General features: G+C 67.5%; 18 protein-coding genes and 1 pseudogene. 4 read left to right on the plus strand and 15 right to left on the minus strand.

What is annotated here, in order from left to right:
* A complete protein-coding gene (locus tag VTA80_RS08585) occupies positions 1-798 on the plus strand; it encodes a C1 family peptidase (RefSeq protein WP_407344969.1) in 798 nt (265 codons plus the stop codon).
* 426 nt (positions 799-1,224) lie between these two features.
* Here the strand turns inward: VTA80_RS08585 and VTA80_RS08590 are convergent, their stop codons facing one another.
* From VTA80_RS08590 to VTA80_RS08605, 4 genes are all read right to left on the minus strand, one after another.
* Positions 1,225-1,656: a hypothetical protein gene (locus tag VTA80_RS08590; RefSeq protein ID WP_407344970.1), complete on the minus strand. Its 432-nt coding sequence runs from the start codon at positions 1,654-1,656 to the stop codon at positions 1,225-1,227.
* Positions 1,657-1,862: 206 nt separating this feature from the next.
* Positions 1,863-2,285 (minus strand): hypothetical protein, encoded by a 423-nt coding sequence (locus VTA80_RS08595; protein ID WP_407344971.1) that lies wholly within the window; start codon positions 2,283-2,285, stop codon positions 1,863-1,865.
* 34 nt (positions 2,286-2,319) lie between these two features.
* Complete coding sequence (locus VTA80_RS08600; RefSeq protein WP_407344972.1) at positions 2,320-3,732, minus strand: hypothetical protein; 1,413 nt, start codon at positions 3,730-3,732, stop codon at positions 2,320-2,322.
* Positions 3,733-3,761: 29 nt separating this feature from the next.
* Positions 3,762-4,115: a hypothetical protein gene (locus VTA80_RS08605; protein WP_407344973.1), complete on the minus strand. Its 354-nt coding sequence runs from the start codon at positions 4,113-4,115 to the stop codon at positions 3,762-3,764.
* Between the two features lie 282 nt (positions 4,116-4,397).
* On the opposite strand from VTA80_RS08605, the gene VTA80_RS08610 reads away from it, so the two are divergent.
* Complete coding sequence (locus VTA80_RS08610) at positions 4,398-5,180, plus strand: hypothetical protein (protein WP_407344974.1); 783 nt, start codon at positions 4,398-4,400, stop codon at positions 5,178-5,180.
* A gap of 340 nt (positions 5,181-5,520) precedes the next feature.
* On the opposite strand, the gene VTA80_RS08615 is transcribed toward VTA80_RS08610, so the two are convergent.
* From VTA80_RS08615 to VTA80_RS08655, 9 genes and pseudogenes are all read right to left on the minus strand, one after another.
* The gene (locus VTA80_RS08615; RefSeq protein WP_407344975.1) at positions 5,521-6,378 is read right to left on the minus strand and encodes a PfkB family carbohydrate kinase; all 858 of its coding nucleotides are present in this window, start codon (positions 6,376-6,378) and stop codon (positions 5,521-5,523) included.
* Complete coding sequence (locus tag VTA80_RS08620) at positions 6,375-7,211, minus strand: carbohydrate ABC transporter permease (protein ID WP_407344976.1); 837 nt, start codon at positions 7,209-7,211, stop codon at positions 6,375-6,377. The genes VTA80_RS08615 and VTA80_RS08620 overlap by 4 nt, the downstream gene beginning before the upstream one ends.
* Before the next feature lies 1 nt (position 7,212).
* Positions 7,213-8,058: a carbohydrate ABC transporter permease gene (locus VTA80_RS08625; RefSeq protein WP_407344977.1), complete on the minus strand. Its 846-nt coding sequence runs from the start codon at positions 8,056-8,058 to the stop codon at positions 7,213-7,215.
* Between the two features lie 158 nt (positions 8,059-8,216).
* Positions 8,217-9,572, minus strand: a complete 1,356-nt coding sequence (locus VTA80_RS08630; protein ID WP_407344978.1) for an ABC transporter substrate-binding protein — start codon at positions 9,570-9,572, stop codon at positions 8,217-8,219.
* A gap of 31 nt (positions 9,573-9,603) precedes the next feature.
* Positions 9,604-10,599, minus strand: a complete 996-nt coding sequence (locus tag VTA80_RS08635) for a nucleoside hydrolase (protein ID WP_407344979.1) — start codon at positions 10,597-10,599, stop codon at positions 9,604-9,606.
* Positions 10,596-11,894: an ADP-ribosylglycohydrolase family protein gene (locus VTA80_RS08640; RefSeq protein ID WP_407344980.1), complete on the minus strand. Its 1,299-nt coding sequence runs from the start codon at positions 11,892-11,894 to the stop codon at positions 10,596-10,598. Before VTA80_RS08640 ends, VTA80_RS08635 begins: the two co-directional genes overlap by 4 nt.
* Positions 11,895-11,903: 9 nt before the next feature.
* On the minus strand, positions 11,904-12,950 hold the full coding sequence (locus tag VTA80_RS08645; protein ID WP_407344981.1) for a LacI family DNA-binding transcriptional regulator: 1,047 nt from the start codon (positions 12,948-12,950) through the stop codon (positions 11,904-11,906).
* A 576-nt stretch (positions 12,951-13,526) separates the two neighbouring features.
* Positions 13,527-13,814 (minus strand): annotated as a pseudogene (locus tag VTA80_RS08650) (transposase); the annotation flags it as partial.
* Positions 13,815-14,903: 1,089 nt separating this feature from the next.
* Positions 14,904-15,527: a TetR/AcrR family transcriptional regulator gene (locus VTA80_RS08655; protein WP_407344982.1), complete on the minus strand. Its 624-nt coding sequence runs from the start codon at positions 15,525-15,527 to the stop codon at positions 14,904-14,906.
* A 55-nt stretch (positions 15,528-15,582) separates the two neighbouring features.
* On the opposite strand from VTA80_RS08655, the gene VTA80_RS08660 reads away from it, so the two are divergent.
* Positions 15,583-16,251 (plus strand): GAP family protein, encoded by a 669-nt coding sequence (locus tag VTA80_RS08660; RefSeq protein ID WP_407344983.1) that lies wholly within the window; start codon positions 15,583-15,585, stop codon positions 16,249-16,251.
* Positions 16,252-16,490: 239 nt separating this feature from the next.
* Here VTA80_RS08660 and VTA80_RS08665 read toward each other — a convergent pair whose 3' ends face one another.
* Positions 16,491-16,928, minus strand: coding sequence for a hypothetical protein (locus VTA80_RS08665; RefSeq protein ID WP_407344984.1), 438 nt, complete (start codon positions 16,926-16,928; stop codon positions 16,491-16,493).
* Positions 16,929-17,135: 207 nt separating this feature from the next.
* On the opposite strand from VTA80_RS08665, the gene VTA80_RS08670 reads away from it, so the two are divergent.
* Complete coding sequence (locus VTA80_RS08670) at positions 17,136-17,858, plus strand: ParB/RepB/Spo0J family partition protein (RefSeq protein WP_407344985.1); 723 nt, start codon at positions 17,136-17,138, stop codon at positions 17,856-17,858.
* Between the two features lie 166 nt (positions 17,859-18,024).
* Here the strand turns inward: VTA80_RS08670 and VTA80_RS08675 are convergent, their stop codons facing one another.
* Positions 18,025-19,731: a transposase gene (locus VTA80_RS08675; protein WP_407344986.1), complete on the minus strand. Its 1,707-nt coding sequence runs from the start codon at positions 19,729-19,731 to the stop codon at positions 18,025-18,027.
* Between the last annotated feature and the right edge of the window lie 137 nt (positions 19,732-19,868).

The raw sequence follows: 19,868 nt of genomic DNA on the forward strand, positions 1-19,868 counted from the left end.
ATGCCAAAGACCGTCGACGTCAAGTCACGCAGCGTGAAGCGGTACGGGTGGGTGCCCGATCTGCCCGATGCGCGTGACTACCTGTTCGCAGCGCCCCAGGCGACTCTGGCGGACCTGCCGCTCAAGATCGACCTGCGGGCGAAGTGCCCGCCCGTGTACGACCAGGGTCAGCTGGGCAGCTGCACGGCGAACGCCATCGGCGCGGCCTTCGAGTTCGTCCAGATGCGCGAGGAGCTCGAGCCGCTCACGCCGTCGCGCCTGTTCATCTACTACAACGAGCGCAAGATCGAGGGCACCATCGGGCAGGACAGCGGAGCGATGATCCGTGACGGCATCAAGTCGGTCAACAAGCTGGGGGTGTGCCCCGAGGAGATGTGGGCCTACGACATCGCCCGGTTCACGGAGCAGCCCCCGAAGCCGGCGTACACCGAGGCGTCGCGGCACCAGGCGACCGTCTACCAGCGCGTGCTCCCCGTGCTGCACCAGATGCAGGGCGCCCTGGCGTCCTGGACCCCCTTCGTCTTCGGGTTCTCCGTGTACGAGAGCTTCGAGAGCCGGGAGGTGGCGAAGACGGGCAAGGTGCCGATGCCGCTGCGCAAGGAGCGGCTGCTCGGCGGGCACGCCGTCCTCGCGGTGGGGTACGACGACAAGACGCAGCGGTTCATCGTCCGGAACTCGTGGGGAACCGGCTGGGGCCTGAACGGCTACTTCACGATGCCGTACGCCTACCTCACGGACCCTTCGTTGGCCCGCGACTTCTGGGCCATCGACGCCGTCGAGAAGCCACCGACGAAGTGAGGTGAGCGCGTCGGACGCACGAAGAGCCGGGAACCCTGAGGGTTCCCGGCTCTTCGTTCTTCTTGGGAGGCAGTCCCAAGTGGTGGTGCGCGAGGGGGGACTTGAACCACCTCGAAACTGGTGTCTGACCTGGTTGGACGCTCAAAATGGGGTGATCCCAGTCCGATTCGGCCGCAGTTGACCGAAGTTGACTGCAGTTCACGGCACTCCGTGATCCCACGGGATCACGCGATCTACCCGCGATGGCGAGCCCGCCTCGCGCTGCTCCGGTCCATCAGTTCCCTGTCACCCGACTGGCTGGGACCGGAGGAGCGTCCTCTTGATCAGCTCGCCAGGATGGGCGGGGGCCGTGGTGACCCGCGTCGTAGATCGCCATTCCACGTTCGGTGGCCCGAAAGAGGTCGGCGTCGATCGGTCAGGCCCTAGCTAGAGCAGGCCGTTGCCAGGCTTGGGACGTCCAGGCTCGTCGGACGCTGGCGGCGTCGCCGACCGCAGCGGACGGTGCTGTTCACGGTCAAAGTCGCACAAGACCTCACCGTGACCGGCGCCAGGATCCTCGCCGCGGCCGCTCGAAAGGGCGCACTCGACGCCGACCAGCACGCGCAGCGCATTCGGGCTGCCGACGACTCCGAAGGCCAAGTCAAGGCGTCTGCGTCGTTGCGCACCAGTCGTTGTGCCAAAGCTCGCCGCAGCGGCGCTGGAGGAGCACCTGGAGAAGTTCACCGCGAAGGCGCGTGGGTCGTTGATCTTCACCACCTCGACGGCGGCATCGTCCATCCCGACCGGATCGGCAAACACCGGACCCGAGCGAGCGCGGCGGCCGGTCGCGACGATCTCCGGTGGCACGACCTGCGCCACACCGGGCAGAGCATTGCGGCCGCTGGGGTGCCGGAATTGAGGAGCTGCAGGCTCGAGCGGGACACTCCACGACGACGGCCGCAGTCCGTTACCTTCACACGTACGACTCGTGAATGCTCACCGTGTCCCTCCTCCGGTCCTGCTTGTACGGTCTTCATCTCCGAAGGCGCGCCGCGGCCGTCGGGAGATCACAACGCCTGGGGTGGTCATCTCGGCGGTCCGACGACTTCACCGCTCCCGCCCTCGACATCACGACCTGCTCTCTCTGCGCGAGCGCGGCCCGTGAGGTCCGCGCCGACGCCGGGTGTGGCTCTCCGCTCTGGCCCCGCGTCGGACGCTGGCGCAACGGACTCGGTGCGCCAACGCGCCAGCTCTTCGGCGGAGTCGCCGGCGGTGCTCAGGACGATCTGCCGGACGTAGTCGGCCTCCCATGATCCGGGTCGACCGGAGAGCAGCCTCTCCACGCCGCCGACGTTGGCCGCCACAGCAGTCAGGACGTGACAGGCGATCTCTCCGAAGTCGACTCGCTCGCGATGTTCGTGCGGGCTACCCGCGCCAATGGTCCGGGTACCCAGTGCCGCCTCGGTCAGAGCAGCGATCGCTTCGCCAACCGGGTCTTTGCTTCGCATGGCGTTTCCTCTCGATCGTCTCGTCACCGGTCTGTCACCGCTCGCAGCCATAGGCCGGGCCCAGGCCCGGCGGCACACCGATCGCGCGCTCCTCGTGGCCGCGCCCGTTCAGCCGCGGGCCGGCCGGGCTGATGTCACGGTTCGCACCCAGGAACGTGCTGGCCGAGTCGACCTTGACCGCCGCTTCCACGACGTCGGCGCTGCGCTCGGCCAGCGACTCGCGCAGGGCTCGAGGAATGGGTATCAAGCGGTTGGCGTACAGGTCCCCTAGCTCGACCCAGGCCGCGTCGTCGGACCGGACGAAAAGAACCGTGCACGCGGCCTCCACACCGCGGGCCGGGGCGAAGAATTCCGGGTCGGTGACCGCCTCGCGCAGGACGTAGCCAAAGTCGACTGCGGCGACCAGCCCTCGCTGCACCTCCAGGCTCGCCGCGCCCAGGTCGACGCGCCGCGCCATCGTTTCCGGTCCGGCGTGGCCGCCGAGGTCTGCGGTGATCTCCCGCAGAGAAGCGCGCAGCTCGGCGCCAGCGTGCAGGAGGTCGGGGTCGATTCTGCGGGCGCGTCCGGCGATCTGCTGGAGGTCGACACCCAGCTGCGCCCAGGCGTCGTCGAGCGAACCGAGCGCCGGCTGCAGACGGTTCGCGTGCTGGTCGGCATCGATGGCATGGAGGTCAGCGGCGGCGGTGAAAATCCTGGCGCCATTCACGGTCAGGTCCCGTTCGACCTTGACCGTGAACAGGACGTCCGTTGCGGTCGGCGATGCCGCCAGCGTCCGACGAGCTTGGACATCCCAGCGTGCGACGGCGCGTTCGAGGCGGGCCGGCTCGACGGGGTCCAGGTGTTGCCCGGTCAGCGCGGCGGGCCAGCGGCCGGACAGATAGGACGCCGCCAACTGCTCGGCGGTTCCCACCCGCACCAGGAGGTCGTGCGAGTGGTCTGCCGAGTCTCCCTGCTCGACGCGGTTCTTCGCGTCGAGCACGCGCCGCAGGTCGAGGTTGTACTGCCCCAGCGCCTGGCCCACACCGTGCGAGGCGACGTAGACCACGTGCATGATCCGAGTTCGGGCGGCCTCGGAGTCCAGGTGCCCCGGCTCGCTGAGCGGCGCGGTGGGGTGTCGGCGGGCGGCGACCAACTCAGCGGCCAACCAGAGATTCTCCACAACCCGTTCCAGGAGCGGGTCGCCCGCACCGACGCCTGGCCAACCGGTCCGCAGCTGGGTGCGGTGCATCCCCAGAGCCAGCTTGTGAATCCGCCCCATGCTCAGGTCGCCGGTGCGATCCGGGATCGACGCCCACAACCCGGCCGCCGCCTCGACGACCTCGCCCCACGAACGCGCCCGGGCCTTGGCCGTATGTGGCGGCGCCTCCCACAAGAGCTCACGCGCGGCGAAGTCTGCGTCATGCAGGAGATCTCCCACCGTCCGCTCGTCGGGCGGCGCCGGCGGCACCGTGGCGGACGACGAGCCTCTCGCCGCCATCACGATGCAGCCTCGGCGTCGGCAAGCAGGTCGCCTAATTCCGAGATCACTGCGGCGGCACCGGCGGGGAACTTGTCGACCGGGTACCGATGGGCAGCCTTAGCCGCCGCCCGGATGAGGTCCCCCACAGTGGACGAAGCAGCGACCTCCAGAACGACGTCCTCGAGGTCACCGTCGGAGTCGATGGGCAGCAACGCCACCGCCCTCGACGCGACGATCTGCGCGCCCAGGGCCAGGGAGTGCAGGTCCGGCCCGCCCGCAGCCGTCGTGTGTGGGCTGTCGGCTGCGGCCGTCAGGATCGCGATGATCTGCATCCACGTGGCCGTCGGGTCGACGGCATTGAACTCGTTCATCGTCCTGCTCCCTTCCTGTGGGGCGTTCTCCCATGGGGCCACGATCGGCTGCCTGGGCGGAGGCGACTGCGGCTGGTTGTGGATAGAGCGGTCGTGTGGGTGACGCGGTGGACAGTTCACTCACAGGCCAAAGGCCGACCGACGACGTGTGGTGGTCAGCTTGGGATCGACGGGCGTCGTCGCGCAGCAGTGCGAATGGAGGTAGCGACGATGCCGGTGTGGGTAGTGAAGACCCTGGCGGTCGGGCCGGGGGTGGTGGTCAGCGCTGTCGTGGTTGCGCTCTTGCTCGCGGCCGCACCGGGGCCGATTGCCGCGGGCGCGGCACTGGTGCTGGCCGGGATCGTCGCGGCGGCCGGCCACCGCGCGTGGGAAGGGCCGGTAGCGGCGATTCTTCTGGGCGCGCGTCGGCTGCGGCCGTCTGAACGCGACGACCTGGCGGCGGTGTTGACCCAGTTGTGTCGGGCCGGGCTGGGTCCGCCGCTGGTGGACGTCCGCGTGAAGCGATCTCGGGCGATCGGGGCCATGGGCTCCGGTCGACGCACCGTCATCGTGTCCACGGGACTGATCGAGGCCGTCGTTCGCGGCGACCTGCCGAGCCATCAGGCAGCCGCCGTGGTCGCGCACTCTGCCGTACTGGTCCGCGAGGGACTTACACGCGCGGATCTGCTCATCGGTTGCGTGTCGGCGCCATGGCGAGCGATGCGGGCGGCGATCCACGGCATCTGCGGTTCGCTGCGCTGGTTGCCGTTGACGCAGGCCGCGTGGCGGCTGCGAGTTGTCGTGGTGGCCGTGGCTGTCGTGCAGGCGGTCCAGGTTGGGCGAGTAGATCTCGCGGTCGCGATCGCCGCGATCGGAACGTTCAGCTACGGGCTTCCGGGGTGGGAGCGCCGGTGGTACCAACTGCTCGTGGGAGTCGGCGACGCAGGAGTAGCGCGTGTCGGCTTCGGTGACGACCTCGTCGCGTTCCTGCACACCTGCCCAAGAACCGACGACACGAGGAAACGCCTTCGAACACTGCTTCAATCCGGCACGCGGCGACCGGCGTTGGGAATCGTGACCCACTGACGATGGTCGAGCAGTCGACCAACACTGCGACGACGATCAGCGTGGCAGACCGATCGCACCGATCGGACTGTCGACATCGCCAGCCTCGAGAATGCCCCCGAGCAGAATCTGCCACACGGGTTCGAGCACTTCGATCCGTGCCCCGCAGGTGAACCCGCCAACCCGCAACTTACGTGGCACTTACAGGTCTGCTGCCCGCCTGTTATGGACCGGGTGCCCGCGGCTACCCGGTAGGTCGAGCCGGTCGGCGCTGAGTAGCGTTCTCTCCGCGTCGGCCGCCTGCGCGGCTAGATCTGAAGGCCGATATCGAAGCTTTTCGAAGCTCGTGCCGGAGCAGCAGTTAGCGGTCGCATCTTTCGATTTGGACGAGGCGCGCGGCTTCGGTGTTCGCGAGGATTGCGGCATCCAGGAGTTCCACGCCTTTGGCGAGGTGTCCTGCGAGCGTTCCGGCGAAAGCGTCGCCTGCGCCGGTGGTGTCTCGGACCGTTGCGGGGATGCCTTCGATGTGATGGACCACGTCGTGTTGGGCGATGAATGCTCCGCGCGGCCCCGCGGTGAGTACGACTGAGCGTGCGAGTTTTGCGAGGCTGGCAGCGAGGGCTCGTTCGTCGTCGACGTCGAGTGTTCCAAGGATCGCGCGGGCTTCGCCTGCGTTCACGATGAGTGGATCGGAGAGCTCCACGACAAACTGGGGTAGTCCTGAAACGGGGCTCGCGTTGAGCATGAATCGGACGTCGGATCGTGCGCACCAAGCGGCGATTGCCGTCGTCACGGAGGATGGAACTTCGAGCTGGCTGAGAACCGCAGTCGGTGCCAGTTCGTCCAAGGAGTGGCATACGTAGTCTGGATCGAGTTCGTGATTGGCGAGCGGCAGCACGATGATGCTGTTCTCGCCGTCTGGCGTGAGCGAGATGAATGCCCTGCCGGTGGGGAGTGCGACCCGCTCAAGGTGGTGCGTGTCAACTCCCGCGCCGATGAGCGCGGCTTCAAGCTCGGCGGCATCTAAGTCTCTACCGACGCAGCCGACGAAGGCGCACGGCGCGACTTTGGCCGCACCAATCGCTTGGTTGAGACCTTTGCCGCCGGCGGTCTCGGTCAGGCCGGTACCGGTGAGCGTCTCGCCGGCAACGGGTCGGCGTGGCACGGCCAGGACGATATCGAGGTTCGCTGATCCGACGACTGCGACACGTGCGGTCATTCCTTGCTCCCTGTGCTTGCGACCGATGTGACGAAGTAGCGCTGTAGTGCGAGCAGGACGATTGCCGGGATGATCGCGAGGATCGCGGTCTCGGCGAAGACGCGTCCGTAGTCGGTGGTGAATGCTCCGAATGCTTTGGCGATCGCGACGGGCGCGAGGTCGAGTTCGGCTTTTGAGGTGACCAGGATTGGCCAGAGGTATGCCTGCCATTGGAAGAGGAACAGGATCAGGCCGGCGCCGATGAGTGCCGGTCGGGTGAGCGGGAGGTAGATCGACCAGAAGATCCGGAACCAACTGGCGCCGTCGACGTGTGCGGCTTCCGACAGGGTCTGGGGGATGCCGAGGAAGAATTGCCGCAGGGTGAAGACCGCGAGTCCGTTGCCCAGACCGGGCAGGATCAGCGCGGGCAGGGTGTTCGTCAGGCCCCAGTCGCTGAAGTTTCTCGAGAGTGGGATCGCGATTGCCTCGAACGGGACGAGGAAGCTGAGCACGATGATCGAGAACATGACGCTTCGCCCTCGAAAGGGGACCACTGCGAGTGCGAACGCGGCGGCGGCGCTGATGGCGAGTCCGACGACGACGGTCGCGGCGGCGACGAAGAGGCTGTTGCCGAGGGCGGTGAGGAAGCCCGCGTCGACGGCGGACTGGAGGTTGACGAGTGTGAAGTCTTTCGGCCAAAGCACGTTCCAGCTCAGGGGTGAGCTGCTCGCGAAGGTTTCGCTGCTTGTCCTGAAAGTGCTCGCGATAAGCCACACGACCGGGAGGAGGAACATCAGGGAGACGACGATGGCGAAGGTCGTCAGGAGCGCCTTGCGGAGCGTCTTGGTGAGCATGTCATTCCTCCCCGTCGCTTGAGCCGAGTAGCCGGAACTGGACTGCGACGATCACGAGCATGATCGCCAGCAGGACGACGAGTTCAGCGGAGGCGGAGTACGGGTCCGAGAGTTCATAGCTCTTGTGGAAGATGTCGTACATCAGGAAGTTGGACTGTTTTTCCGGTCCGCCGCTGGTGAGGATTTGCACGGGCGCGAACAGCACGAAGTTGGCGACGGTGTCGGCGACGAGGACGAAGAGCAGGGGCCGGCGCAGCATGGGTAGCGTGATGGCGAAGAAGGTCCGCAAGGCGCCGGCGCCGTCGATTCTGGCGGCTTCGTAGTAGACGTTGGGGATGTCATTGAGGCCGGCGATGAGAAACATCATCCAGTAGCCGATCCCGATCCAGCTGGCGAGCACGATGAGCGAGACGATGACCTGGTCGGGGCTGGTGAACCACGGCTGCGCGGGAATTCCGGCGAGGCCCAGGAGCCCGTTGACGGGTCCGTCGGGGCGAAGTGCTATGCCCCAGACGATGGTTGATCCGGCCAGGGGGACGGCGGAGGGCAAGAAGATCAGGGTGCGCCACAGTCCGCTGCCGGGAAGGTTGCGTGTGAGCAGGACCGCCAGTGCGAGTGCGACCAGGATCTGGATCGGGTTGACCAGGATGTTGAAGATCAGGGTTTGGCGAACGGACTGCCAGAACGACTCGCTGGCGAACAGCTTGGCGAAGACGTCAAAGCCGACGAACTCCGGCGCGGCGAGGCTTCCGGGTAGCCCGGACCGCATCGAGCCACTGATGGCCGCGATCGTCGGTACAACTCGCAGCACGAGGATCAACAGCACGGTCGGGGCGAGGAACACCACAGCAGCGATCGTGTTTCGGCGGCGCACGTTGGAACGCTTTGATGCTCGGCCTGCGGCCGGTGTGCGCAGACTCGCTCGCGCACTTGTCGTGGTGGTCATGTTTGTCTCCCGCGTGGTCGGTGGCGGGACGACGCACTCGTCCCGCCACCAGGTGTTGACTACTTGAACTTCGCCCAGGCGTCGGTCAGGTCGGTCGTCGCGGCTTCGAGGGCCTTCGTCGCGTCGGTGCCGTTGATGATGTCGCTGAAGGTCTTGGTCATCACGTCTTCGAACTCGACGTAGCCCACGCTCTGGAGCCGCAGGGTTGCGGTGTTCGCCAGTTCGGACTTCATCAGGTCCACGACGCCGGCGAACCGCGGGTCCTGGAACGCGGGTGCGTCGTAGAACTTCGCGCTGCCGTCAAGGTTTGACGGCGGCACAGCGAGGGCCGTCAGGTACTGGGCGTATCCACCGTCGTCCAGGCCCATGAACTTCATGAAGATCCCGGCGGCGTTGGCTGTCTCGGCGCTGGCCTTGGGGTTCATTCCCAGCGCCCAGCCGCCCGTGGGGGTGGCCGGGGTGCCGCCGTCGAAGGTGGGGAATGCGGTGACGCCGAAGTCGAGGTCGGTCTTGGCGTTGAACTTTTCCGCCCACCACGGTCCGGCCACGAAGTACGCGGTCTGTCCGGCTGCGAACATGTCGGGAGTCTCGGCCACGGTGATGCCGCGCGGTGAGATCCCGTCGGCGAACAGGCTGCCGTACCAGTTGAACGCTTTCACCCAGCCGGGGTTGGTGATGTCGGGTTCGAGGTTGCCGTCGCCCTTTGCTCCCGGGCCGCCGTCGGCGCTGATCGCGAGAGGTTCCAGCTGGTAGTAGCGGTCGATCTGATCGAACAGCAGACCGTACTGGGCGCCTGCGGCTTGCGCCTTCTTCGCGTCCTGGGTCACGGTCTCCCAGGTGAGTCGGGCGGCCGGGTCGGCCGAGGGTGCGGCGATTCCGGCGGCAGTCAGGAGCGTCTTGTTGTAGTACATGAGGTTGGTCGAGGTTTGGTAGGGCATCGCGACGAGCTTGCCGTCCACGGTGGCGGCTTCCAGGCTGCCGGGGTCGACGGCGCCGCTGATGTCACCGAAGGTGTTGCTCAGGTCAGGGAGCCAACCTCGAGCGACGTACGCCGCGGTGCGAGGCATGTCCACGTCGAAGACGTCGATGGCGTCACTGGAGTTCGTCAGGCGTGCGGCCAGGACGCTGTTGAAGTCGTCGAACGGCACCGACTCGTACGTCACGGTGATGTTCGGGTGCGCCTTCTGGAACGCGGTGATGATGGGTTCCATCTGGTCGGCGGCGTAGGCGGCGCCTGCGTAGGTGATCGTGATGGGTGAGGTCGGTTCGACAAGTTCCTTCGCGGAACCTGTGGCGGATGCCGACGAGTTGGCGCTGCTGCCCGTCGAGCTGGCGCAGCCGGCTAGGGCAAGAGACGCGGTCGAGACGATCGCGCCGGCGACGAGCCAGCGGCTCACGCCGTTGTGAACGGCCATGGGGTTTCTCCTTTAGGGGTGGGGTGTTGGGTTAGTCGCGGGTCGGGGTGCTGATGCGGTCCAGGAAGAGATCGCGAAATCCGTTGACGTCTGTCTCGACGGCGACGGTGGCGTTGGCAGGGCCGGGCTGTTGCAGTGCGAGGCCCCTGTTTGCTACGACGAGTCCGCGGGCGAGCTCGCTGCGGGTCTCGACTTGGACGTCGGCTGGCGTCCAGGTGAGCAGGTGTGGGTGGGTGACTGCCGCGATCACGAGCGGGTCGTGCAGGAAGCACGCGGTGCGGTGCTCGACACGGTTCGGGAAGGCACGGCCCAGGAATTCGATCCACGCCTCAGCGCACTGTGCGGCCCATTGGCTGAACGGGTCTGGCGCGGCCCGGAGCTCTTCGGCGTCGTGGCGGGTGAGCATGACCTTGGATGTTTGGTCCAGGCCGACCATGCGGATCGCGGCCCCGCTGCGCATGACGATGTCCAAAGCCTCGGGGTCGACGTAGGTGTTGAAGTCACCCACGACGGTCATGTTCTGCGCGTAACCGGTCGCGCTGCCGGCCATGAGCACGAGCTCGCGAACATTGCTGGCGAAGTTCGAGTCACGCTGCACGGCCAGCGCGAGGTTGGTCATTGGTCCGATGGCGATGACGACGATCTGATGGGGCCGTTCGGCGACGATGCGAATTAGGTAGTCCGCGGCGTCCTCGGTCGTGCTCGGGCCGAGGAGATCACCGGGCGGTGTTTGAACGGCTCCGGCAAGTACTGCGTCGAAGAGCGCTCGTACCGGCGCCATGTCGCGCATGAGCGGTTGTGTGGCGCCGCGCAGGACGGGCAGGTCGGCGTGCCCGAGACGGCGGACCAGGCGCCGTGCGACGTCCGTTCCGGTGACCGCGTCGACGTTGCCATTGACGATCGTCAATGCGAGCACCTCGAGCTCTGGTGACCTCAGTGCCAGGGCGATAGCGAGTCCGTCGTCGATGTCGCTGCCGGGCTGGCCGAGTCCGGGGTCGGTGTCGATGACTACCGGGATCCGCGTCATGAGAACGCCCCTGCCAGGGCCAGCGTCCGCGACGCGAGTTCGGCGATCGTGACCCGGTCGAAGTCACGCACCGAGCTGCGAACCCGGACGTGGGTGGTGCTGACGAGGTCCTCGGGGATCGACTTCGCGCCGTGGAGTGCGCCGAAGACGCTCCCGACGGTGGCCGCTGTGGAGTCGGTGTCCCTTCCCCCGGAGATGGTCAGCGCGACGCAGGTGGTGAAGTCGGTACCCCAGAGCAACCCGATCGTGATCAGCGCGGCGTTGTTGACGGTGTGGACCCAGTTGTAGTGCCCGAGCTCGGAGTCGACCCACGCCAACGCTTCGGTGGAGGTCGCGCCTGCGGCGTGCAGTTCCAGGACGGTTCGCACGCAGCGTGCAAGGCGTGAGTTCCGCGGAACTGCACCGAGCGAGATTTGCAGGGCTTGCTTCGCGGTGACGCTCGCCAGGGCTGCAGACACGAGCGCGGCGGCCCACAGCTCTCCGTAGATGCCGTTTCCCACGTGGGACAGCCGCGCGTCGACGAGCGCGAGTCGTGCGGCGGCTCCGGGTCGACCCGGGTAGACGAACCCGAAGATGTCGGCGCGAATCAGGGCGCCGATCCACTCGCGGTACGGGTTGTCCACGAGTGCGCAGCCCATGGGGGCAACGCCACGCACGAGGTTGCGGTAGGCGGCCCGTTCGGCGGTGAAAGTCTGGGTAAAGGGCAGTCGGTCCAGCCATGTTCGAGCGATGTCCTCGGTCGATAGCGCGGCACCGTGCTCTTCGAGCATGGCCAGACCGAGGATGGTCCAGTCCAGGTCGTCGTCGCGGGGCACGTCGGTGAACGTCCCAGCAGTGGCGAAGGGCGCGGATTCGTGCAGGTGGCTGACACCGAGAGGCAGTGAGGGCAGCAGTGGGAGGTAGCCGGTCTGGGGCCACTGGCCAGCGGCTTTGAGGTAGAGCGTGACCTCGGTGCGGGTCAGGCCCTCGACGGGTTTGCCCATGGTGTTCGCGACGCATCGTCCGAGCCAGGCCCCGTGCAGGCGTGATGGAAGTTGACCGTGGTCCACGTCCAGGATCGGCAGGCCGTCTGCTAGCGAGGTGAGCGTGTCGTCGTCGTCGGGCTCGTCGAATCCCCAGTCGGACGACCTGGGCACGGCGGCGAGTTCGAGCGAGAGTGCGGCCAGGCGGGGGTAGTTCGATGCGGCGGCCGCGGTGCGGGACTCGGAGAGCAGCGCGGCGACGGGATGACCGCTGTGCAGGAGTTGTTCTGCTTCGTCGGGGACGAGGTCCCGATTGTCGAGTACGTCGTGCATGGGGTGTCCTTACGCGGATTGACGGTTGATGAGGGTGTGTTGCACGAGCACGTGGCGCAGCGGACTGCTCGTGCCATCGGCGATGCGGTGCTGGAGCAGCTCGCCTGCGGCGCGCCCGATCTCTTCAGCGGGCACCCGCACGGTGCTCAGTGCCGGGCGCACTAGTCCGGCTGCGTCGATGTCGTCGACGCCGACGATGGCCAGGTCCTGCGGGACGGAAAGGCCTGACTCCAGCGCGGCGTCCATCGCCCCGATCGCCATCAAGTCGTTGGCGCAGAACACGGCCGTGGGCGGTTCTGGCTGGGCGAGAAGGTGGCGCAGGGCTGCGCTGCCACCATCGCGGGTCCAGTCCGCGACGCTGCGAAGTGCCAGATCGTCAGCGAGGCCGAGCTCCAGCAACGCCTTTCGGTACCCGGCCAACCGACCAGCGCCGGGTTCGGTCTTGGTGGGCCCGCTGATCGTGGCGATCCGGCGGTGGCCCCGGTGGTGAAGGTGCTTCGTTGCGTCGTAGGCGATGCGCTGGTCGTCTGCGGAGACCCAGTCGATCGGCAGCCCGCTCAGACCCGAGCCGACCGCCACGACCGCGATACCGGCGCGCTGCAGCTGGACGATCTCCGCGTCGACATCGCTCACCGCGACAACGACCCCGTCAACGCGGCGTTGGATGACGTCCTCGATGAAGGCGTGAGTCAGGTTCTCGCCAGCGCCCGCATCAAAGAGCATCACGACCTGGTTAGCTTCGAGCACCCAGTGCTGCAGACCGCGCGCCAGCGCGGGGTAGAACGGGTTCGTGATGTCCTGGGCGATCAGGGCGATCGTCCCGCTGGTCTTGGAGTTCAGCGCTTGAGCGAAGAAGTTCGGCCGGAAGCCAAGTTCACCGATGACACGTTCGACCTTTCGCCGGGTCGCAGCCGACACAGGACGGTTCCCTGACAGCACATGAGAAACCGTCGTCTTACTCACCCCAGCAGCGTCAGCGACCGCCTGGATGTTCAGCGGCGCGCTGCGTGCGACTTCCCGAACTGGAGTCTGTGCGGTCTCGACATTGAGGTCCAAACTGGTTCACCTGGTTCTTGCTCGTTGCGTCCCCGAACCCCGTATCTCAGCGCTGCCCGGCGTGCAAACTAGTTTGCGTAAGATCAACATAGACTGAGAGATCTGCGGAGTCAAGTGGCAGTTCCGATCTCGCCTTCGTGCGCCCACGCGGCCGCCGCGCCGGCACATGGCAGCGTCCAGGTGATCGGTGACGCCGAAGTCAGATGGGATGAACATCCCGGGCGATCACGCTCACGATGAATGAGCCTCGCCTCCGTTGCGAGGTGCACCGTTGGTGATCTGCGCCGCAGCGCGCGCCACGCTGCTCACGGCGCCGAGACGGATGAACTGCGCTGTCGTTCACGGCACAGGGCCCAGGTCCCGACGCATCGAATCGATGCCTAGCCTGCCCGGCCGCCTCGAGCACGAGCGCCTGAACCAGCCTGCCTGTCGGTCCGGGCCACCGCAGCGGTACCCGTGCACGGAACGCCATTGCAGACGTCGCGCTCAACCCGATGGTCGAGCACAGCGCGTATTAGGCGCTATGCGGTGCTTGCCGGACTCAACTCGCAACCGTCCGCTCATGCCGATGAGCGCGACCGGGCCGCGTAGCCGCTCGGGCAGATGATCGCGGACGTTACGGATCTTGTGCGGCTGACAGCGGGCCATCACGGGGTGGTCGAAGACGTCCACCACCGCCCGGTGCAGCGCGTTCGACCCGTCCAGGCCCCGCTCCCGCAAGCCCACGCACAGCTCGGTGACCAGGGTCGTGTTCTCCGTGGAGCCCTCCACCAGCGCCAACGGGTGCTTGACACCGTGGATGTCGATGCCCAGGGCCACCACGCAGCACGACTCGGCGAAGTGCACCCCGTCGACCATGAGCGCGCAAGATCCACCCGGAATGGACGCTGCTCGGGGTCGCAGCGGCTGTCGGCATGACGGCGCTCATGGTCGGTGCGATCGATATGCACGCGAGAGCCGGCGACCTTGCGGGCGCAGCCCCAGCCGCCACCACGTGCGCCCTGGCGGTTGTTGCCGCTGTGCTGACGTGGCGCCGCTAGGACCTGGGAGATCCGCCCAGTCGTGTCCGGGACGCAGACACGCAGCCCGGAGCGCCCCGCCACGCCGAAGAGCAGCGGTGATGCTGGTGCTTGCCCGGGAGCGATGGGCCGGCTGGGTCCGCACCGTCGTCGTCGTGGTCGCCATCGCCGAAGCCGTAAACGTGGGTCGGGTTTGCTCGTCGGGCTGCTCGTCGGAGTGTTTGTCAGTCGTCGGCTGGCGGCTCTCGCAGAGAGTGGCCTCGTTGCAGAATCCAGGCGGGGACTCCGAGCGCCTACGTCAACTTCGAGACTGGCGCGCCACGAACTGATCTCGCTCCCGCGAACCGCCACAGGAGAGGTCGGGCTCGTCCTTCTCCTCCTGGGGACGGCGCTCGTCCTAATCGGCCGCTGCGGTGGACCGCCGTTTCTGCCGACGAGCGTGCTGCGGCGCCCCATCACTGGCAGGCGTGGGTTGCGGCCGCCACCATCCCCGCTGCCTACTTCGCCCTCTTTATCGCCATTCCGCCGATCCTCGCCGGCTGCCACGCAGCGACCATCGATCACGATCGGTGCGCTCCTGCCCCCCGCCGCCCTTCCCGGCGCGGCCGTCGGGCCGCTGGCGCGCACACCAGCCCTTGGCACCGCTCGATATTTGGCGCGAAGTGCTGCTGCCCGATCCGCGCGTCAACTGGCGGCAGGAATCGACTCGTCTGCGACTACGTGATGTCACGCCTCGGTCTTTTGGCGATAGAGCGCGGCGCCGGCTGTCGCTTCGTTGGCGGTCGCGCCGGGCGAGTAGGCCATCGATCGCTCGATAGCCAAGGTAGTGCGGCAGGCGTGGTGTGACAAAGCGGTCTCGCCCGCGTTCGGACTGGGGTCGTCCAGTGCGTTTTTCGCACCTGAATTGCGGCGTTCATCGAATTCCTGAGCCTGGTCACATCTCCTGGGAGAGCTTCCACATCTCGGTCGGACGAAGTAGGGCTGTACTCAGAGTGGCGGCGAGGTGACGTTGCGCGGCGGCGGCGGTGAGCCGTCCAAGGCGAACGCTGTCGGCGGCGCCCACCATCAGCCAGGTCAGCATCGCCAGGAACCACTCGGGGTCCACCTCGACACGAAAGAGCCCGCACTCCTGCCCGCGGCGAACGAGGTGGCGCAGCTTCTCGTCTGCCTGCGCGGTCTGGATCAGCAGCGAGGCTTCCACGTGCTCATCCAGCGGCTGCAAGCCAAGCAAGCCGGCCACTGATGCGAGGCGGGCCAGGGTCTCCACGACCCGGTTCAGCGCCTGCGTCGGCGTCCCATATTCAGGGGCGGCCGCGTCCACCGCTCGCACGTAGGCCTGTGCTGCCGCCTGGCACAGTTCGCCGATGAGTGCGGCGCGGGAGGGGAACCGTCGAAACAGCGTCGCTCTGCTAATGCCGGCGGCCTGGGCCAATTCCTGCATCGACGCTGCCGGCGCCAGGGCCAGGTGGCGCGCGACCGACGCCGCGATGTCATCGACAAATACAACATTGGGGGGCTCTGAACGGGGAGATTCAGGTGTGGACGGGGTGTTGGTCACCACTCGAGCGTAGCCGAGTGAGACGTTTGTGTCCCATGTGAAGTACCGTTGTAGCATGCTGACGACCGCCCTTCTCGCTACGATCGCCGGGTTGGCGGCGCTCGACTCCCTGAATCCGGCCACGATCGCCGGGGTGGCGCTGATCTTGCTGGCCCCGTTGCGCCGCCCCGGGATCACCGCGCTGGCCTACGTGGCCGGCGCCTACCTGGTGGTGCTCGCGGTGGGGACCGGGCTGTTCATCGGCAGCGACCAACTGGGTCAGGCGGTCCAGGGTGCGGCCGTGTGGGTGCGCCGCGGAGCGCTGCTGCTAGCCGCGCTCATCCTTCTCGTCAGCGCCGGTCGGCGACTGCGAACCAGCACGCGTGCGGCCGTGGTCCTGCCCCGCTGGTTCGGACCGTGGACCGCCCTTCCCCTGGGCGTGCTGGCCACCGGCGCGGATCTACCCAACGCGTTCCCCTACCTGATTGCCATCGAACGACTGAATGCCGCTGACGTGCCCACCGGCGCCGGCGTCACTGTCCTGACTCTGTACGCCCTCGTGTACTGCCTGCCATGCCTGCTGCTCCTCGTTGCGGGGCTGGTCTGGCGCGAACACATCACCGCCCCGCTACAGCGCGTGTACCAACGTCTCGGTGCCGAACGCGTCCAACGACGATCCCTGCCCGCCGCGATCGGACTGCTCGCGCTCGCCGTCGTGTTGGCTGTCCTGGCGCTCACCCAGTAGTTCCGGGCAGAGTTCGCCCCCGAAGAGCGGGCCGCGCAGTCGGACGGCAAGCGCTGGTTGCGGACCCGCGGCTTGATTGGCGTTATGCGGCGGACGGTGAGCGTCGCCTTCTGCCCGTACCGACGGTGGCATCATCGCCGCGAGGTCACTGGACTCCATCGACGAGTCCGTGAACCCAATCACCGACGAGATCGACGCGGAGATACCCGCAGGGCCGAGCGAATGCCATGTCGGCTAGCTCAGCAGGACGGTTTGGCCGGCTGGTTCGGCAGTCGCTGACCGTCTGGCACGGGAGCGAGGGTGCCGCCGGCGCGCTTCTCGGCGTCCGAGACCGCAACGGCGATGGCTTCGTGGATCCACGATGACCGACTCATCATTCGACCTGCTTGGCGGTCGTCGATGATGGCCTGCTCCATCGCGGCCCGCGTCGATGCGCGCAGCGAATGGTGCCGGTTGAGGCCGGCGGTCGCGGTGATGACGGCTCGCGGTGGTACGGCGAGCGCCGCGCGTCCCTGAGTGCCGCGCGCCACGTGGGCCTCGAGAACCCAGTGCAGCCACCGGATGAAGCCGGCCGGCGCGTCGGGGTGATGGTCGAGGTCGTACACGTAGGCGGCCCGTGCGCGCGCCCACATCTGCGGGTCCCACCACGCCCCGGTCGCTACTCGAGATTCGCTCATCAGTGATCGGCCTTCGCTAACACCCAGCTGCATTGACGGTTGGTTGCGACGGCCGAGCGCCGGAAGGAGCGGCCGGGGCCTTGTCTGTCCACAGCGCCCGCGCGCAGCCAAGGCCGTCCACAACGACGGCTGAGCGACACCACGGAACGACTCATTTCGGAAGCATAGGTCATGTCAGTTTGATCTATTCGATACCGAGGAGCAGCGATGAGCACTACTGCAGAAGCGCCGGTCTACGAGGTCGGGCGCGTGTACGAGGTCACGCCGGGCGACCTGCGGATCGGGACGAACGTGCGCAAGGACACCCGACCTGACGCGAAGGACTTCGCCGCCTCGGTCCGGGCACGCGGCGTGATCGTCGCGATCGACGCCCACGTCGACGAGCAGGGTGGCCTGCGTGTCCTGCGCGGTCAGCGACGGGCGCTGGTCGCCGCGCTGGTGGGCACCCCGTCCGGCACGGTCCCGGTCCGGGTCGTCGCGACCCCGGACGACGCGGACCGCATCACCGATCAGTTGGTGGAGAACCTTCACCGCGCCGACATGCACGAGCGCGAGGCCCGCGACGGCGTCGAGCAGCTCGCACTGCTGGGTGTGTCGGTCGCGCAGATCGTCAAGCGCACCTCCTTGCCCCGCCTGGTCGTGGACAACGCGTTGAGCGTCGCCGAGCACCAAGCCAGCAAGGAACGGATGGACGCCCACGGCATGACCCTGGAGCAAGCCGCGATCTTCGCCGAGTTCGAGGACGACCCCGACTCCGTCGCCGCGCTGGAGAGCGCGTGGGAGAGCCAGTGGGAGCGGCCCCGGCTGGCACACATCGCCCAGCGACTGCGCGACGAGCACACCGAACGCATCGCACTGCGCGCCGAGGTCGAGCGCTTGCGCGCCGACGGCGTGCCGGTCCTAGGTGACTGGTGTTCATTGGCTGTCTGAGGCGGCTTTGGCGGCCGCGGGTGGTCGTGAGCGCCGCGGAGCGGGGCTCGGGTGATGGTCGGATTCGCTCGGGTCGGGTCGGGTTGGAGGCGGTTCGGGGTCGGGTGGCCTCGATCTGGGCCCGTCAGGTGGCCGCTCAGCGACCTGGTGGGGTTCCCTTCCCCGTTCAGGCGATCGCGGCGGTCCATCCTGCGCTGGTGGTGTGGGTCAGGCCGAGGATGGCGAGTCGTTTGAGGTTGACGGCGGCGGCCAGCAACGAGAAGTCAGCTCCGACTTTCGTGGTGCCCCGGACCCGGGCTCGACGTCCGCCGTGTTTACGGGCCATCAGGTGCGCGATCTTGCGTTCGACCTTCGGGCGGGTCGCCCGGTACTCGTCCTTCCAGGCCGGGTCTCGTTGGGTGGTGCGGGCCCGGACCAGTTCTTGTTCGTAGCGGGTGGTGCGAATCGTGCGACCTGACGCTGAGACGGTGCACTGGGCGACCAACGGGCACGACCCGCAAACGGTCCCGAACGACGCGACCGCCCCACCACCCTTGACCTCCCGCAATGGGGCGACCGCCCCCGCCGGGCAGGTGACCGTGGCCGCGGCGGTGTCGATGACGAACTGGTCCTTCGGGAACCGCCCGGCCGGAGCCACCGGCGGTTGCACCTTGACCATCACCACCGCCCCAGCCCGTTCCAGCTCCGCCAACAACGCCCCGGCCCCATAGGCCGCATCCCCGTAGACCACCAACACGTCACCGCTATCGTCATCGCTGGTGTCGTCGTCGTCGTCACGGTCGTTGTCGTTGCGGTCGTCGTGGACGTGACCTGGGACGACGACCTGACTGACGCCCTCGACCGGATCGTCATCCTCGACTCGGGCGCCACCAGCATCGATCGGCACCTCGGCGTTGTCCTGCCCCTCGGTCGCGGGTGGGCTCAGTTCGGTCGTGAGCAGGTCGGTGGCCGGTTCGGCGTCGCCGGTGTTGCCGGCCGTGACGGTGGTAGCGGTGATGATCTCGGTGTCGGGGTCGATCGCGAGGTGACCCTTGTACCCGTCGAATCCGCGGGCCGCGGTCTCGTGCCCGTGCCGGGCCTGGGGGTCCACGGTGGAGATGACCCGGCCCTTCGCGACCCGCCGCGCGATCGCGAACACCCCGTCGGGAGATTCTTCAAGGTCCTGACCGACCAAGGTCGCCAGCAACGCACCCGCCTGCGTGAGCGCCTCTTCGAGTTTGCGTCCTTGCAGTACCCCCAGCATGGCCATCGCGTCCTTCGCCAACGTGTCCACCAGCTCAGCCCGGGCGACCTTGTCGTCCCACGCGCACACCGGCTTACCCGCCGACGCGTAGTCGTCGTCCCTGGTCGACACCGCCCGTAACTCGATCTCCAGGTCCGCGCCCGCCGCTTTGAGCAGGGCCCGGATCCCGGCCCGGACCAACGTGACCGTATCCATCGTGGCGACCGCGTCATACAACGGGGTCGAGTCCAGCACCCGCTTGCGCCCCACCAGGCCCGCCGACCTCGCCGCACCCAGGGTGGCCTTGAAGATCCGGTCCGGGTCTTTCGAGGCCGCCAACCGGGCCCGCATATCCACCAGCACCGTGTGGGAGAACGACGGGTAGTCGAACACCAGACCGCCCGCGGCGTACTTCCACCGGGCGTCGAACGCGAACCGGTCCACCGCCTCCCGGTCCGAGCAGCCCTCCACCCGTTGCAGCACCATCACGACCGCCACGATCATCGGCGGCACGCTGCGCCGCCCGACATCGGTGAACAGATCCGCGAACGCCTCATCCGGGAACAAGTTGAAGCACTCCCGGTGCAGCACCGCGTAGATCGAGTCCGCCCCGACCCGCCCCTCGCAGAACTCGACCGTCGTGCTCAGCAAGTCACCCTGTCGAGGTGCAAGACCTAACGTCATCAACCACTCCCGACCGCGGCGGACCAACCACCACAATCATCCCAACCGCCTCACACCGGGCCCGGCACCGCCACGCCAAAACCCCGACCACACAACCGCCCGCC

The organism is Pengzhenrongella phosphoraccumulans (assembly GCF_045689905.1).
In the GTDB taxonomy this organism is placed as follows: Bacteria; Actinomycetota; Actinomycetes; order Actinomycetales; family Cellulomonadaceae; genus Pengzhenrongella; species Pengzhenrongella phosphoraccumulans.

Bases quoted from the DNA above. Each gene is read 5' to 3' on its own strand.
- VTA80_RS08665 (WP_407344984.1), bottom strand. From the start codon at position 16,928: ATGAGCGAATCTCGAGTAGCGACCGGGGCGTGGTGGGACCCGCAGATG.
- VTA80_RS08620 (WP_407344976.1), bottom strand. From the start codon at position 7,211: ATGCTCACCAAGACGCTCCGCAAGGCGCTCCTGACGACCTTCGCCATC.
- VTA80_RS08630 (WP_407344978.1), bottom strand. From the start codon at position 9,572: ATGGCCGTTCACAACGGCGTGAGCCGCTGGCTCGTCGCCGGCGCGATC.
- VTA80_RS08615 (WP_407344975.1), bottom strand. From the start codon at position 6,378: ATGACCGCACGTGTCGCAGTCGTCGGATCAGCGAACCTCGATATCGTC.
- VTA80_RS08605 (WP_407344973.1), bottom strand. From the start codon at position 4,115: ATGAACGAGTTCAATGCCGTCGACCCGACGGCCACGTGGATGCAGATC.
- VTA80_RS08660 (WP_407344983.1), top strand. From the start codon at position 15,583: ATGCTGACGACCGCCCTTCTCGCTACGATCGCCGGGTTGGCGGCGCTC.
- VTA80_RS08585 (WP_407344969.1), top strand. From the start codon at position 1: ATGCCAAAGACCGTCGACGTCAAGTCACGCAGCGTGAAGCGGTACGGG.
- VTA80_RS08640 (WP_407344980.1), bottom strand. From the start codon at position 11,894: ATGCACGACGTACTCGACAATCGGGACCTCGTCCCCGACGAAGCAGAA.
- VTA80_RS08635 (WP_407344979.1), bottom strand. From the start codon at position 10,599: ATGACGCGGATCCCGGTAGTCATCGACACCGACCCCGGACTCGGCCAG.
- VTA80_RS08595 (WP_407344971.1), bottom strand. From the start codon at position 2,285: ATGCGAAGCAAAGACCCGGTTGGCGAAGCGATCGCTGCTCTGACCGAG.
- VTA80_RS08670 (WP_407344985.1), top strand. From the start codon at position 17,136: ATGAGCACTACTGCAGAAGCGCCGGTCTACGAGGTCGGGCGCGTGTAC.